This is a genomic window from Xanthomonas sp. WHRI 10204, from assembly GCF_040202875.1.
GTDB lineage: Bacteria > Pseudomonadota > Gammaproteobacteria > Xanthomonadales > Xanthomonadaceae > Xanthomonas.
The window spans coordinates 692,594-708,595 of sequence record NZ_JBEGDW010000001.1 but is presented as its reverse complement, the minus strand read 5'-3'; the positions used below and the strand labels follow the sequence as shown (position 1 = coordinate 708,595).

Below are 16,002 nucleotides of genomic sequence, written 5' to 3'. Positions count from 1 at the left end.
AGCGCGCGCTTCGCGCACAAGGATGACTTTTCGAACGCAGACGGGGGACCTGCCGCTGATAAGCTCGGGGTCCCCTTTGTCGTTGGAGCCGCCCTGCATGCGTCGCCTCGCTGTTGCCATCTCCGCCCTGCTCGCCTGTTCCCCCGCGCTTGCCGCACAAACCACCCTTGCCGACAGCGCGCTGCGCACCGCTGCGCAGTTGCGCGAGCAGGCCCTGGCCGACACCACCGGCTTCGCAGTGGTGGAATCGCTCACCACCGAAGTGGGTCCGCGCATTGCCGGTGGCGACGCCGATCCGCGCGCGGTGGCGTGGGCCAAAGCCAAATTCCAGTCACTGGGTTTCGACAAGGTGTGGACCGAGCCGGTGACCTTTCCCAAGTGGGAACGTCGTAGCGAACACGCTGCGGTGCTGGGTGCACACGCGCAACCGTTGACCATCACCGCATTGGGCGGCAGCCCGGGTGGCAGCGTCGAAGGTGAGGTAGTGCGCTTCGACACCCTGGCCGCGTTGCAGGCAGCGCCTGCAGGATCGCTGACCGGCAAGATCGCGTTTGTCGATTACCAGATGGTCAAGGCGCGCGATGGCAAGGACTACGGCAATGGCGGCGCGGTGCGCAGCAAGGGCCCGTCCGAGGCGATTCGCAAGGGCGCGATCGGCTTTGTGATGCGCTCGGCCGGCACCGATTCGCATCGCGTGCCGCATACCGGCATCACCCGGTTCGATGAGGGCCTGACGCCGGTACCTGCCGCCGCTTTGTCGGTACCCGATGCCAACCAGCTGGCACGTCTTGCCGCGTTGGGCACCACACGTATCCGGCTGGCGCTGGATTGCGGTTGGGACGGCACCGCGACCTCGTACAACGTGATCGGCGAGATCACCGGACGCAGCAAGCCCAAAGAAGTAGTGGTGATCGGCGGGCATCTGGATTCGTGGGATCTGGGCACCGGCGCGATCGACGATGGCGCTGGCGTGGCCATCACCATGGCCGCCGGGCATTTGATCGGACAGCTCAAGCAGGCACCCAAGCGCAGCATCCGCGTGGTGGCTTTCGCCAACGAAGAACAAGGGCTTTACGGCGGCAAGGCCTATGCGGCCGCGCACGGCAAGAATGCCAAGGACATGGCGCTGCATCAGATCGGCGCGGAGAGCGACTTCGGTGCCGGGCGCATCTATGCATTCAACACCGGCTCGGCTGCGCCGGAAGCGTCGCGCGCAGCAACCAAGCAGATTGCCGAAGTGCTGGCACCGCTCGGCATCGCGTATGAGCCTAGCAAGGGCGGCCCCGGACCCGATGTCGGCCCGATCTCTGCCAAAGGTGGCGCGTGGGCATGGCTGGCGCAGGACGGCACCGACTACTTCGACCTGCACCACACCGCCGACGACACGCTGGACAAGATCGACCCGAAGGCGCTCGCGCAGAATGTCGCCGCCTACACCGTCTTTGCGTATCTGGCGGCCGAAGCCGATGGCGATTTCGGCAGCCGCGCGAAAGTTGTGCAACCGCCGAACGAGTAATCTGGCAACGCAGCGCTGCGAACGCGTTTTTTAAAGCGGCTAGCAAAACGTAGCGAGCGGTCGTCAGGTGGGTGTGGGCGGCGCGGAGGAACCGGTGTGTACGAGTGGTACATGCCGCACCGAGCACCGGCCGCACCCGCCCGGTAGCCGCGCAGTCCTTTTGTTAGCTGCTCTTACTCCAGGACGAGCACACAACGATGGCGGTCAAGCGGCAACTTAGTGCGAACACCGCGGCAACGTTGCTGGATGTCGCCAAACATGCCGGCGTCTCGCCGATGACTGCCTCGCGCGTCATCAACCGGCACCCGCATGTCGGGCAGGACATGCGGGTGCGCGTGGAGGCTTCAGTGCAGGCCTTGGGCTACCGGCCCAATCTTGCCGGCCGCTCGCTGCGCACCAGCGGGCTATTGCGTATCGGCGTGCTGTACAGCAACCCCAGCGCCGCGTATCTCAATCAATTCATGCTCGGGCTGCTGGAGCAAAGCAGTCTCAACGGCAGCCAGGTGCTGGTGGAAAAATGCGGCGCCATCCGTAGCCAGCGCGCAGCAACCGAGCGTTTGCTCGCGGCCGGCGTTGACGGCGTGATCCTGCCGCCACCGTTGTGCGATTCGCGTCAGACCATCAGCGAACTGGATGCACGCGGCATCCCGGTGGTGGCGGTGGCCAGCGGCGCGCCGATGGCGCAAATCAGCTCGGTGCGCATCGATGACTATCAGGCAGCGCGCGCTATCGTCGCGCATCTGATCGAACTCGGGCACCGCCGCATCGCGCTGATCAAGGGCGATCCCAAACACACACCGAGCGCGCTGCGCGCGAACGGCTATCTCGACAGTTTGCAGGCTGCAGGATTGGAGATTACAGAGACCCTGATCGCCGACGGATTGTTTACCTATCACTCGGGATTGCTCGCCGCGCGCAGCCTGCTGGCACACCCCAAACCACCGACGGCGATTTTCTGCAGCAACGACGACATGGCGGCTGCCGCGGTTGCGGTCGCGCATGGACTGGGCTTGCGTGTGCCGGAAGATGTTTCGGTGGCCGGTTTCGACGACACGCCGGTGGCAACCACCATCTGGCCAGAACTCACCACCGTGCATCAACCGGTGACCGCGATGGGACGCGCAGCAGTGTCCTTGCTTGCAGATGCGATTCGTCAGCGGCGCAAGGGCGATGCCGCGCCGGGCGTGCATCAGGTGATGAAGTACACCCTGGTCAAGCGCGGCTCGACGGCTGGACCGCCCAAGGAATGACGCCTGGCGCGCGTAATGTGGAGCGGTTGGGCTGACGCTGGATGCTGCGAGGGTGGCGTGTGCCTGTGCGCGCTATCGGCAGCACTGAGCCGTGCCACTGCAATGCGCTCGCTGCGGCGTGCATGCAGGCAAGCGAGCTGCGTAACGCTAGCAACGCACGACATCGACCTCAGACACACCGAGCAGCCCCGCCAACGGCACCTGCGCCTGGCGCTGCCGCGGGCTGACGGCCAATCCCTGACGGCGGACGCTGTCCAATAACTGCTCGGCCAGGGGCATCACCATGTGCCTGCCCCAACAGCGTTCCGACGCGTGCCCGAACGGGAGATAGCCGGGCTGCTGATCGGGATCCAGCTGGTCCCAGCGCTCCGGACGAAATTCATCGGGTGCATCCCACAGTGCAGGATCGCGGTGGCTTAGGAGTGGCAATACCAAAACATCGTCCTGCACACCGATGCGAGGATCGAGCAGCGGATATTCCGGCGATGCGTTGCGCAGGATGTTCCAGGAGGGCGGCAACAGACGCAGCGATTCGTAGATGATATTTCGGCTGGAACTGGCAGGATCGAATGGCGATCCCAACCACAGTGCATTGGCGACCAACGTGGAAATGGTGAAGCACACCGGTGCGGCAGTTCGTCGATACAAGCCCATGGCGAAGCGGCGCGCATCGTAGCCGTCTGCGGCCGCAGTCACTGTCGCAAGCGCCGACGCGTTGGCCTGCAGCGTGAGCGGCCTGATTGCGCTTGCAGCGATAAGCGCCCAGGTCAACTTGGGTGTCAGCTCCAGGGTGCGGTCCATCAACAGACGCAGGCGCAGCGGGTCGCCACCCAACAGTAGATCGCGCAGATACACGTGCCCGACATGCGGCCATGGGCCTGACAGATCCGCGTCTGCGTCGATGGGGCGCTTCAATGCCTCGCGCACATCGCGCCCGATCGCCTGCATCAGTCTGGAGGCATGCGTGCGTGCGATCGATTGCCCTTGCAGCGGCTTGAAGGTTGGCCGCTCACCTTCGGTTGCCAGACGTGCAGCCAGCAATCGATGCGTCAACAGCGGCCCGGCAACACCGACGGTATCCCCATCCAGCCGAAACACCTCCTTGCCCATGTGCTCACGCAGCAGCGCCAGCAACCGCGGCGCGAACACGGTCGTCCTGTCCAAACCTGCGTTACTGACTGAAGACATGACGATCGCCTTGCACTCGTTGACGCCCGCGTCCGGCAAAACACTTACCTCGCGCGGGCGAGCATGACCAACATCACACTGAGAACACGGCGGCTTTTACCGCGCTTGTCAGTGCGCTCAGTACCAGATGTACCAAGCGTAGGACTTCAGACTTTTCTTGGAAGCCAACAGGTTTTTGAGCGAGAACAGCATCTTCATGAGCGACATCCTGTTTGGGGAGTGGTTTGCCCTGATGGGCGTTCGCACAATCGGTCAAGCGTGACGCGAGCAACCATGGTGACGCTCGCCACACCAAGCTACGCCCCGAGATCAGGGAAGAACATTGCGTGCGCGCACAGATTCCTCACCCTGCAGCAACGCATTGCCGCACTGCACGCTTTGACGTACATGACTTCGCATTTCGCACAAACGACCATGGCGGCCAGATGGCCGCCATGGGTTCAACACATCATCAGGTCACCATAGCGATGGTGTCATCGCGGCCACGCGTGCCGCCCATGACGGGTGGACACCGGCGTACCGGTGTCCACCGCGCACATCACTTGGTCGGCTTGGCACGCACCACAGCCGATGGCGCACTGGCCCCGGCCGCGCTGTTTGCGGTGACCACGTAGTCGTAGTCCGCGCCATTGGCGACGGACTGATCGACATACGAGGCCGCTGCAACATTGGAACCGACCGTGGTGAACGCACCCGCGGCACCTGCGCGACGCAGCACCGTGTAGCTGGTTGCTCCCAGCACCGGCGACCAGCTCAGCTTGACCCGGCTGTCGCCGACGGTGGCGGTGAGGCCGCGCGTTGCGCTCGGTGCCGCAATCGGTGCGAAGGTAGCCACCGCGGTGCTGGCGGTTGCGATCACCGGGTAGGCGTTGTTCACCAGCTCGACGAACTGGTTATGGAACCACGCGCCGGAGATCGGCGCGCCGGCGAGTGAGCCGGTCAACACGCCATCGGCCGTGGTGTAGGTTGGGTCGCACATCCGATCGAAGCCCTTGCCCTCGTTATTCGAAATGAGGGTACTGGACCCATCGGACTCACCCGGCGGCTTGACCCACGCATACGCATCCAGATGCGGCCCAGGCGCTGCGACGGGGAGCACCCCGATCCCTGCTCCGCTTTGATTGCACCAGTTGCCGCGATGGAGGCGACGATCGATGCGACCGGTATTGACGTACGTATTGATGTCGCTGCCGGACGCGCTGGCAGGACGATTCGGACCGCCCCAGCCATTCCGGCCGGTATCGACGATAAAACCGATCGTGCTGGGCCAACCCGCGCCGACAAAGCCGTTGTATAGCGCCTGGGTAAAATCGGCCTCATCGAAGTACGGATTCCATTCGTAGTATTTCGACGACTTGATCGGCTGCCCATTCACGCTCAAATCGGGATTGGGTAAATTGGGTTCGTTCAACGGCGTGGTATTGGCGGTATTGGTGACAAAGCCGTCGACGCTTGCCAGCCCGGCGTTCGTTCCCTGGACCACACGGGTATATAGCGAAATCGACGGACCACGGTTGCTATCCCAGCCTAACCAACCCGAGTGACCGATATCCAGGTAGTTGTAGGTATTGGGAACGGCGTGCAGCTTGTTGAGTGCGTACTTGATGCCCTCTTCGTAAATTCCCGTGGAATTGGCCAGCGCGCAACGCATGTCATTCAAGTTGGTGACCAGATTGGGCAGGCTATCGGGCTCGATCACATTGACGATGCGGATATCCTTGTATTTCGGATCTGCGAAGATCGCCGCAATGACGTCGATATATTCTTTCTTGTAGCGCTCCAGCGCCGCCGGGGTCAGCGGCAATTCGCCGTTGGACGCCAATGCGTGACAATCGCGGCCTGGCAAATCGTAGATGACAAAGCTGGCAGTAATCGGCGTGTTGGCTTTTTTCTGTGCCAGTGCGGCATCCAGATGCCCCCTCAAGCCAAGCCGCCCGGCATTCTGCGATCCGCCGGCAATTGCGGCAATGCGATCCAGCCAGACTGCGGTGGGAACGGCCTTCACCACGCCCATCTTGGCCTTCAGCGGCGCGCCCTTCACCTTTGCAATCGATGCATCGACTTTCTTGGCGTAATCGGGATTCACATAACCGCTCGCGCCGACGAAGGGATTATCGACATGCACCTGCGCGCAGACGCTGGCGACAAATAACGGATTTAACGCCAACAGCGATAACGCCATCGAGCGCGTGAGGTTACGACGGATGCCCTGACTGGATTTCATGAGATTCACCTTATTTTTATCGGATGGTGTTTATTCGAAAATCAATGAAGCACTGCCTTTTTTGGCCTGCTTTGTTCCTCTTCAGGGCACCCATCAGAGATGTCTGGAGCCAATCAAACACGCTCCGTCGGCGTCCCGCCGAAGAGCATTTGCATGGCATGACGTCGGTAATGTCCACACAAAGACACTCAAGCCAATGGCTCGCTTGTGTCCCGAGACATTACCTAAGACCTCGGATTCGTTGGAAGCTAACGCGCTCGCATCGATATTCTCGTTGCGACAGTTGCCTCCGTGATTTGCGGAGTATCTCCAGGGAGCGAATGAGCGATCAGCATGGGATGCTGTGCCTGCGAACGGGGGTGGTGAGTTCGCCATGCGGAAACTACGCTGCATATCCGGTAGACGCAATCGCCAAACATTGCGTTTGGGCACAGATCCAGATAATGCCCGCACTCATATTTCGACTGCAGGCATTACTACACAAATGTATGTGCCATCACGCACAAAAAAAAACGGCCGCATCGCTTCCCGACGATGCAGCCGAATGGGAGGGTGCTCGACGTTGCCGTCGGGCGTCTTGCAGCACCGGCACGCCGGTGACGGGAAGAAAGCGAAATGACCGCTTGGAGAGGGACAACAGAAGATCATGTGCGACACGAGGCGGGGGTGCGCCGTGTCGCACATCGAGACATCACATCAGGACATCACATCAAAAGCGCAGACGCAGACCTGCGTAGTAACGACGCTCGAAGATGTTTTGATCGTAGTAGTGGTTGGTCCACTGCGCGTAACGCCGCTCGCTTTCGCCGGTGAGGTTGGTGGCCTGGGCGTACAGCGTCAGATGATCGTTGACGTCGTAGCTGAGGGATGCATCCAGATAGCCGACATCGTCGTTCCAGATCGCCAGCTCGTCGCCCCACGCCCCGCTGTTGACCTGACTGAAACGCTTGCTGCGCCAGTTGTAGGCCACGCGCGCCTGCAACTTGTCCTTCTGATACCACAGCACCGCGTTGGCCTGATGCTTGGAGTTGTCGCCGATCGGAAGCGTATTGCCTTCGATATCGGTGTTGTCGGTATCTGCATCGGAGAAGGTGTAGTTGATGTTGGTACCGAAACCGCTCAACCAACCCGGCAGAAAATCGAAAGCCTGTTGATAGCCGATTTCGAAGCCCTTGATCTTGCCGCCACCGCCATTGACGATGCGCTCCACCGGGCCGCCAAGCCGCGCCACGCCATCGGCGTCGGGCAACAGTTCGATGTTGGTTACCGTGGTGGGGAACGACTTCACGTCGATCAGGAACGCGCCCACGCTGAGCAACGACGCATCGGAGAAATACCATTCCCACGATGCGTTATAGTTGGTGGCGCGATACGGATCCAGATCCGGATTACCCGAACGGCCATTGAGGAACAGCACCGCATCGGAAGGCAGCGCAGGGTTACGCGGCGGCGTGCCATTGACGGCGTAGAAGCTCACCAGGCCGCGGCCAAGGTCGGGCAGATCCTGACGCGCCACCGCCTTGTTGTAGGCAAAGCGCAGCTTCTGCGCGTCGGTGATATCCAGCGACAGATTGGCGGTGGGCAACACGTCGGTGTACTGACGATTCAGACGATTGGTACCGATCGCCGGGCTAACGCCATTCCATTCGACATTGCCGATAAATACATTGCCGCTGCTCAGATACTGATCGATGGCGAGTTTGGTCTGCACGATGCGTGCGCCGATATTGGCCGTCCATGGCACGGCACTGCCGGTACCGCCCTCCAGATTCGCCAGAAAATACGCCGCGGTGCTTTTTTCGGTGACCTTGTACGAATCGGCAGCCTGTTGATAGGCCACGTTGCCCGGATACAGGCTGTTGAGATAGGCCACCGGGTCCTTCATGACCTGTGGGTTGATTGCCGGCAAGCCCTGGCTGCCCAGGCCGGTGACCTTGAGCGGATCGAAGTCGTTGAAGTATGCCCAGTAGCCGGGGATCGAATTGAACGGCAATAGACGCGCTTCGGACACGCCGCTGCAGGTGTCGACAATCAGCGGGTCCTTGAAGTAGTACAGCGAGCGGTTGGGGTCTGCACAGGTAGTCGACACCGGCGACAGGTAGCGATAGGTGTCCAGCTTGACCTCGCGCTCGCCGTAGCGGATGCCGAACTGGAAGCCGCGCACCACGCCTTCGTCGAACTCGAAGGTGCCATCGGCGCGGAATGCATCCATCGTGGCTTCGATCTTGTTGCCCTGCGCCCAGGTGGACATCAGCTGCCAGTTGTCCGGGTTGGACACATCGGTGCCGAGGTTGACCGCCGGGTAGCTGCCGCGGAAATCCACCGAAGCATCGACCACCGGCAAGCCGTTCGCGTTCGCCCATTGGGTGACGCCGCCGGCACGCGTGATCTGATCGCCACGTGTCACCACCGCATCGGCGCGCGCTTCGTCGTAGGTGCGCTGCGCATCGCCATGCACCCAGCGGAACGACGCACGGAACGGGCCGCCGTCATCGAAGCGTAGCTCCAGGTTGGTGTTGAGCGAATCCGAATCAGCAACGCCCGCCATCGAGTGCGCCTGGAAGCGGTTGTAGCGGAACTGGCCGTACTCGAGCACGCCATTGGAATCGACCACCGATCCCGGCTGCAACTGATTGGTTGCCCAGCCGGTGTGCAGCTGCGCGGCCACCGACGTGTCGTGGTCTTCGAGCTTGGTGTAGGCCGCATCGGCCAGCACCGTCCAGGAGTCGTTGATGTTGAACTGGAACGAGCCGTTGACGCCGGTGCGCTGGCGGTCGGTGCTGCGGTTATCCAGTTCGGTGGCGACCCAGTTGTAGAAATAATCGCGTGGCAGGTTGGACGGATCGGTGTTGCTGCCGATGCGGCCGTCGCCGTTGAAGTCGAAGCCTACGTTCTGCTCGGTCGATTTCTGCGCGCCGTTGGAATACACGCTGGGGTGCTTGTTTTCCAGCGTGGCATCCGAGTACGACACCGCCAGCAACGCCCCCCAGCGCTCGGTGCGGAAGCTGGCCAGCCCCGAGTACAACTCGTTGAGTTCCTGCACGCGATCGCCGTAGGACCCTTCGGCCTGGCCGCTGAAGGTCCAGCCTTCGGGCAGATCGAACGGGCGGCGTGTCTTGAGCGACACCGTGCCGCTGATGCCGCCATCCAGATCGGCGGCGGTGGGCGACTTGATCACATCCACGCCGCTGAACAGTGTCGGCGGGATGTCGACAAAATCCGGTTGCGCGCGGCCGATATTCGGTTGGCCGAACTGGTCGCCGCCGCCGGCGCTCAGATACAGTTCGCCGTTCATGGTGGTCTGCACCTGCGGCATGCCGCGGATGTTGAGCTGCGAGCCCTCGCCGGCCGAGCGCCGGATCTGCACGCCGGGCACGCGCTGCAGCGAATCGGTGATGGTGACGTCAGGCAGCTTGCCGATATCTTCGGCCGAGATCGAGTCGATGATCTGCGCGGCGGTGCGCTTGTTTTCGATGGCCTCCGCCTGCGCGCCGCGTACGCCCTTGACCATGACCTTGTCCAACTCGGTGACGCCGGCGGTGCTACCGGCTTCCTGCGCCGCGGCAGTTGCTGCGACCAAAGTGAGTGCAGCCGCCAGCGCGGCGGCCAGCGGGGTGTGACGCGTACTGCGATGCAGCTTGTTCATGGTCCCCTCCCAGGGATGACGACAATCCACGACCGTTTCGAATGGCAATGCCGGGGGGCATTGCAGTGTTGGATGACGCGCCGATCGGCGCGTCAGTGCAGACGCCGTGCACGTGCACGGCGTGGCAACGTGCTGGCGCTGCTACGGAAGCCCGTTGGCAGCGCCGGTTGATGGTTTGACATTCCAGCCACGCACTTGCAGCGTGGCGTTGCGCAAGGTGTCCGCAGACGGGCCACGGATTTCCACCTCGCGCTGCTCGCCCGGCACCAGGCTCAGATAGTTGTCGCTGTAGTACGCCGGCAGGATGCGTTGGCCTTGCGCATCCACCAGGGTCAACTTGGTGTTGAGTGCCACCTGTTGCGATGCATTGCGCACGCTGGCGCGCAACACCGGCTCGGCCGCGTCGCGTACTTGCGTAGTGAGCTGCACCGGCACCTTGGGCAGCGCATCCAGCTCGCGCATGGCGGCAGCATCGCGCGCCACCCAATAGAAGTTGCGCGAGCGCACCACCGCGTCACGGTCGAGCAATTGCAGGCGCACAAACCCCAGGCCATTGGTGTCCTTGAGCAGCGGTGCCAATTGCAGCACCGGCGCAGAGACCGCAACTGCGGCCGCATCCAGTGCCTGTTCGCGCTGCTGCAGCAGTTTGCCGTCGCTGCCGTAGACCTCTGCACGCACGCGCAAGCCGCGCACCGGCTCGGCCGCGTTGTTGACCACAACTACCTCGTGACCGGGCAGATTCATCTGCACATGCAAGGTTTCCGCGGCATTGCGCACGCCGTAGTACGCGGCGTGGGTGTCGTAATCGTGGCTATAGATCTGCCACATGTTGCTGGGCCACGCCGGGTGACTCATCCACAACAGGCGCCCACTGTTCTTGGTCCACAGCTGCGCATTGAAGCCTTCGAAGATGGCGCGGTGGGTGTCGTAGTTGAGCAGCTGCGCCTTGCGTTCGAAATCCTCCAGGCTGGTCGGCGCGCCCAGCTTGTCGGTCAGCGACCGCATGAAACTTGCGGTGTCGCCATTCCCGGACTGATGCCAGTCGTGATACGCCCAGGCATCGCTGATCGGCCACTGGTCGCCGACTGCAGGCACCGAGGCCTTGAACGACTCCAGCGTGGAGAACGACGGCGTGCCCACTTCCACCGAAAAGCCCTGCGCCAACGCAGTGAAGTAGGCCACCGACTCGCGATAGTTGTACGGCCCGCTGCCCTGCAGATTCACCTCGTTGGAACTGCCGGTATACCAGCGCGTGCCATCGAGGTCGGCAACCAGTTTGTCCAAGCCTTCGTTGAGGATGGGCGCAGGTACGCCCTCATTGCGTCCGAACCACAACACGATGGACGGATGATTGCGGAAACGTTTGATCACCTCTGCGGCGTTGTCCAGGAACAGGGCCGCATCGGCCGGCTCCATGTTGTAGTTCTGGGTGGACTGCCAGAAGTCGTTGAGCACCAACATGCCGTATTCGTCGGCCAGATCGAAGAAGCTGGCTTCGGTGTTCTGCCCCACCCAATTGCGCACCACGTTGAAATGCGCGTCGCGTTGCAGGCGGAAATACGGCTCCAGCCGCTCGCGCGAGACGCGCTTGCGCCAGTCGTCCATGCCCCAGTTGCCGCCCTTGACTGCAATACGCACGCCGTTGATGCGCAGCACCAGATGCGGCGCCAGCGTGGTGTCTTGCAGTTGCTGCACTGCCGGCGACGCCAGTGCGCCCGGATACAACGATTGCGCCTTGCCGCCTGGTACCGCGCGGATCGCCTCATGCCGTACATCGACGATGCGCTCGCCACGTTGGCGTGCCTGGTTGAGATCGACCAGCACCCGGCGCAGCGCGCCGTCTTCGTCGAACAGGGACAGTTCGTAGGTCACCTCGCGAATGCCGAAGCGCAGTTGCTGTGCGTCCGATCGCGCACCGGCCACATCGACGCCAACCTGCAGCGAATACAGCGCCGGCTCGCCATAACCGTTGGGCCACCACAAGCGCGGATTGGCGATGACCAGCTGCGGCGTGTCGGCTGCGGTGAACTTGAGCGTGCTGCCGCCAGCGGGCACGTTGACCTGACGCTGGATGCGCACATCGCCGATGGCCAACTGCACATTGCCTTGCACGGCAGCGCCGCTCTCGTTGCGCAGCGGCACTGTGACTTCGAGTTCGGCACGACGATGATCCGGCGCCAGGCGCGCCGTCACTACCTGGGTGTCGCCGATGGTCACCGGCCCGCGGGCGTGCAGTTGCACGTCCTGCCACAGACCAGCGTTGCGATCGCGCACGGCGGGAATCCAGTCCCAGCCTTCGCTGGCGATAAACGTCGGCCCGTCCAGCGCCTGCATACCGCCGTTTTCGCCAACGCCCGCCGTCATCGATTGTTCGTGTGCGATACCCGGATGCGGCGGCGGCGAGACACGCACCGCAATGACATTGCGGCCGGCTCTGAGCTGCTTGCTGACATCGAAGCGACCGCGTGCAAATGCACCGCGGGTGCGTCCGACCTGGGTGCCGTTGACCCAGATTTCGCCGGCATAGTTGATGCCGTTGAACAGCAACTCCAGCCGTTTGCCTTGCGCGGCTGCAGGCAGGTCGAAACTGCTGCGGTACCACCAGTCGTGCCGGCTCAGCGATTCGGGAATGGCCATGTTATTGAGGCCGATATCCGGGTCCGGATACACGCCGCGATCGACCAGCGTGGTGAGCACCGTGCCCGGTACCGTCGCCACACGCCAGGCCGCATTGCCGTCAGTCGCATAGTTACGCGACAACGTTGCACCCGTGGCCTGGCCAAGTTCCGGCGCAGCGGCCAACTGCCACGCACCGACGCGCCAGGCTGCATCGTCCAGCGGCTGCAATGCCGGCGCGGCCTGCGCCGGCTTGGCAACCGGCGCAGAAAACGCAGCGGTGCTGCGCGGCAAGGTGGATGCGGCCTGCGGCGCCAACTGGCCGGCCATCTGCTTGACCTGCACCGGCCATGCCGGCGATGCATCTTCAAACCGTTGCAGCGCCGGGTCGGGCGTGTGCGCTGCAAGCTGCGCAATGGCCGCTGTCTCCAACGCGCCAGATCGCGCGACGAAGTCGGCAATCTCACCCCCGAAGTGTTGCGTGTACGCCGCAGGTTGCTCGCGCGGGCCAAACATCAGCACCGGTGTAACCACCGCTTGACGCACTGCACCACTGGCGACCTGTCGCCCATTGGCATACAGCGTCAAACGGCCGCCTTGTGCCACCGCAGTAACCTGCGTCCACGTGCCGGAAGCCAGCGCCTGCCTGCTGCGCAGCACGGTGTCGGCGCCCTGCACAAAGCCAAGCGTGCCGTTGTCGATCGCAAAGTAACGGCCCGCACCATGCGGATCGCCAATGCCGGCAATCAACGCTGTACCGGTCGTTGCACGCGATGGGCGCACCCAGCCCGACATGCTCCAGTCCGCGTTGGCGGCGAGCAATGGCGTATCGGCGGCGAACTTCTTTGCCAACCCCATGCCGCCCGCAAGCACGCGGACATCGTAAGGACCTGGCGGGGCCATCTCGGCAGGGGCAGCCTCCACTACGGTCCAACCGATGCACCCACACAACAGCCACAGCGCTCCACGGCGGAACGCCTTGCGAACCATCAGCATTAGAGGCCTCTCCCAAGCTCTACTGCCACACAACGGTGCACACCACATCTGTGCAACCGGCATACATCCAATCGACGTAGCGCAGTTGTATCCGGTGATGCCGCCCGTGGCTGCCGCCCCTGTTTCAGCGACCATGGTGCGAGGTAACGTTACCCCAAGGCGATATCGACGACAACACTTTCTGCGTTAGGGTTGGCGTTCCCAGGAGGAGGGACTTATGCGAAACCTGATCCAGTCCGCACTACCGGCGGCATGCGCATTGCTGTGTGTGATCGCAACGCCAGCAACCGCACAGAGCCTGCGTGTGCAATCGCCCGATGCACGTACCGAAGTGGAATTCACGCTACGCGACGGTGGCGTCCCCAGCTATCGTGTGCTGTACCGCAACACGTTAGTGCTCGACGACGCACCGCTCGGACTGGATCTTGGCAAGGCCGGTAAACTCGGCCGCAACATGACCGTGCAGGGCAGCAGCACCGACACGCACGACAGCACGTTTACGTTACCGGTTGGCAAGACCCAACAGGTGCGCGATCACTATCGTCAATTGCGCGTGCAGTTGACCGATCAACAACAACGCCATCTCACCGTGGAATTGCGCGCGTACGACGATGGCGTGGCGCTGCGCTATGTGTTGCCCGATGCCGGCGAGGTACGCATCCGCGACGAACTCACCAGCTTTGCGTTTCCGCGCGACTACCCATGCTGGACCTTGAACCTGGGCCGGTTCGGAACCAGCCACGAGGGCGAGTACGACGCCATCGCCGCGTCCAAATTGCGCCCGCACAACTTGCTTGAGTTACCGCTGGTGTGCCAGACCGATGCACGCGGCACTACGCTGGCGATCGGCGAGGCGAATCTGCGCGACTACGCAGGCCTGTATCTCACCGGCCGCGCCGATGGTGGACTGGGCGTGTCGGCAAAGTTGTCGCCGCGCCTGGACGAACCGAAGATGGCGGTCACGTTCGACGCGAAGGGACGCGATTTCGCAACACCGTGGCGCGTGATCATGCTGGGCGACAGCCCTGCGAGCCTGATCGAATCCAACCTGATTTCTGCGCTCAACCCGCCGCCGGCCTTCGATGCGCGCTGGGTGCGCGCGGGTAAATCGGCGTGGGATTGGTGGTCGGGCAACCTTGCCGGCGGGGTGGAACATCCTGGCATGAATACCGCCACGATCCAGCGTTACATCGATCACGCGCAGCAGTTGAAGCTGCAATACATGTTGATCGACGACGGCTGGTACTACGGCAGCACCGGCGACGGACAATACAACAGCGATGCCGATATCCGTCGCCCCGTAGAGCAACTCGACCTGCAGGGTCTGGTGACCTATGCACGCAAGCGCGATGTGGGGTTGTGGTTATGGGCGCACTGGCGTGCACTCGATGCGCACATGGACGAAGCGCTGGCGTGGTACCAGCAACTCGGCATCAAGGGCATCAAGGTCGACTTCATGGACCGCGACGACCAGCAGATGGTGGACTTCTATCACCGCCTGCTGAGCAAGGCCGCCGAACACAAACTTCTGGTGGACCTGCATGGTGCGTATCACCCGACCGGCCTGACCCGCACCTACCCCAATTATCTGACGCAAGAAGGCGTGCTCGGCGCCGAATACAACAAGTGGACCACGCGCATCACCGCCACGCATAACCTCACGCTGCCGTTTACGCGCATGTTGCTCGGCCCGATGGACTACACGCCGGGCGGCTTCCGCAATGTGCGCCCGGCCGAGTTCAAGATGCAGCACATCGCACCGCAAGTGATGACCACACGTGCGCAGCAGCTGGCGATGTATGTGGTGTATGAGAGCCCGTTCGCAGTGGTGGCAGATAGCCCCGAGCAATACGAAAACGTGCCCGCAGCGCAGTTTCTGCGCGATGTCCCGGCAAGCTGGGACGAAACACGCGCACTGGAAGGTGCGATCGGCGAGCACATCGCGCTGGCACGACGCAGCGGCAAGGACTGGTACGTGGGCGCGATGACCAACGAGCAAGCACGCACGCTGAGTTTGCCGTTGTCGTTCCTGGGCAAGGGCAGCTGGACCGCAACGATCTACGCCGACGGCCAGGCGCCGACCGAGGTCCGCATCGAGACCCGCAAGCTCACCCGTGACGACAGCCTGCAACTGGAACTGGCTGCAAGCGGCGGCGCAGCGGTGCGGCTGCAGAAGAAATAAGCGCAGCGCTCGGGGCGCGAAGCAACACCCCCCCCTCTCTCATCTGGAGAGGGGGGGGTGGGGATACGACGACGCTGTGCAGCGACGATTCCCGCTGGTGCGCTCGACCTGTGGGATGACAGATCGATAGCAGCCGGGCATTGCTGCAACACCACAACTCCATACCCATACCCATACCCATACCCGTGACCGTGACCGTGACCGTGGGCACTGTTGCGCAGCGGCACTGCACCGCACATCGCCAAGTACACGTGTGTACCGGACATCCGCTTAGCGCATTGCGCTTGGCGTGTGCCTGGCGTCACGCAATCAATATCTTCGAATACTTTTGCAAAGCATACGTTTTAGGATGCGCGCACCTTCACCGCAGGTGTGCGTTGCCAG

Annotated in this window: 8 protein-coding genes and 1 other RNA gene; 3 read left to right on the top strand and 6 right to left on the bottom strand. The window is 62.6% G+C overall.

The window, feature by feature from the left end:
• Positions 1-97: 97 nt before the first annotated feature.
• Entirely contained in the window at positions 98-1,516 is a 1,419-nt protein-coding gene (locus ABQZ00_RS03080) for a M20/M25/M40 family metallo-hydrolase (protein ID WP_115555101.1), read from the top strand.
• A 37-nt stretch (positions 1,517-1,553) separates the two neighbouring features.
• On the opposite strand, the gene ABQZ00_RS03075 is transcribed toward ABQZ00_RS03080, so the two are convergent.
• Positions 1,554-1,629, bottom strand: a non-coding RNA gene (locus ABQZ00_RS03075) — sX9 sRNA.
• Between the two features lie 84 nt (positions 1,630-1,713).
• On the opposite strand from ABQZ00_RS03075, the gene ABQZ00_RS03070 reads away from it, so the two are divergent.
• Complete coding sequence (locus ABQZ00_RS03070) at positions 1,714-2,766, top strand: LacI family DNA-binding transcriptional regulator (protein ID WP_323537628.1); 1,053 nt, start codon at positions 1,714-1,716, stop codon at positions 2,764-2,766.
• Positions 2,767-2,913: 147 nt separating this feature from the next.
• Here ABQZ00_RS03070 and ABQZ00_RS03065 read toward each other — a convergent pair whose 3' ends face one another.
• From ABQZ00_RS03065 to ABQZ00_RS03045, 5 genes are all read right to left on the bottom strand, one after another.
• A complete protein-coding gene (locus ABQZ00_RS03065; protein ID WP_323537629.1) occupies positions 2,914-3,954 on the bottom strand; it encodes a cytochrome P450 in 1,041 nt (346 codons plus the stop codon).
• Positions 3,955-4,071: 117 nt separating this feature from the next.
• Positions 4,072-4,161 carry a tryptorubin family RiPP precursor gene (locus ABQZ00_RS03060; protein WP_064629343.1) on the bottom strand — a complete coding sequence of 30 codons (90 nt, stop codon included), beginning with the start codon at positions 4,159-4,161 and terminating at the stop codon, positions 4,072-4,074.
• Between the two features lie 331 nt (positions 4,162-4,492).
• A complete protein-coding gene (locus ABQZ00_RS03055) occupies positions 4,493-6,136 on the bottom strand; it encodes a glycoside hydrolase family 6 protein (RefSeq protein ID WP_323537911.1) in 1,644 nt (547 codons plus the stop codon).
• Positions 6,137-6,887: 751 nt separating this feature from the next.
• Complete coding sequence (locus tag ABQZ00_RS03050; protein ID WP_323522298.1) at positions 6,888-9,824, bottom strand: TonB-dependent receptor; 2,937 nt, start codon at positions 9,822-9,824, stop codon at positions 6,888-6,890.
• 141 nt (positions 9,825-9,965) lie between these two features.
• Positions 9,966-13,436 carry a glycosyl hydrolase 2 galactose-binding domain-containing protein gene (locus tag ABQZ00_RS03045; protein ID WP_323537630.1) on the bottom strand — a complete coding sequence of 1,157 codons (3,471 nt, stop codon included), beginning with the start codon at positions 13,434-13,436 and terminating at the stop codon, positions 9,966-9,968.
• A gap of 217 nt (positions 13,437-13,653) precedes the next feature.
• On the opposite strand from ABQZ00_RS03045, the gene ABQZ00_RS03040 reads away from it, so the two are divergent.
• Entirely contained in the window at positions 13,654-15,618 is a 1,965-nt protein-coding gene (locus ABQZ00_RS03040) for a glycoside hydrolase family 97 protein (protein ID WP_323537631.1), read from the top strand.
• The last annotated feature ends 384 nt before the right edge of the window (positions 15,619-16,002 follow it).

Excerpts from the sequence above, each read along its gene's own strand:
- ABQZ00_RS03065 (WP_323537629.1), bottom strand. The coding sequence starts at position 3,954 with ATGTCTTCAGTCAGTAACGCAGGTTTGGACAGGACGACCGTGTTCGCG.
- ABQZ00_RS03040 (WP_323537631.1), top strand. The coding sequence starts at position 13,654 with ATGCGAAACCTGATCCAGTCCGCACTACCGGCGGCATGCGCATTGCTG.
- ABQZ00_RS03055 (WP_323537911.1), bottom strand. The coding sequence starts at position 6,136 with ATGGCGTTATCGCTGTTGGCGTTAAATCCGTTATTTGTCGCCAGCGTC.
- ABQZ00_RS03045 (WP_323537630.1), bottom strand. The coding sequence starts at position 13,436 with ATGCTGATGGTTCGCAAGGCGTTCCGCCGTGGAGCGCTGTGGCTGTTG.
- ABQZ00_RS03050 (WP_323522298.1), bottom strand. The coding sequence starts at position 9,824 with ATGAACAAGCTGCATCGCAGTACGCGTCACACCCCGCTGGCCGCCGCG.
- ABQZ00_RS03060 (WP_064629343.1), bottom strand. The coding sequence starts at position 4,161 with ATGTCGCTCATGAAGATGCTGTTCTCGCTCAAAAACCTGTTGGCTTCC.
- ABQZ00_RS03080 (WP_115555101.1), top strand. The coding sequence starts at position 98 with ATGCGTCGCCTCGCTGTTGCCATCTCCGCCCTGCTCGCCTGTTCCCCC.
- ABQZ00_RS03070 (WP_323537628.1), top strand. The coding sequence starts at position 1,714 with ATGGCGGTCAAGCGGCAACTTAGTGCGAACACCGCGGCAACGTTGCTG.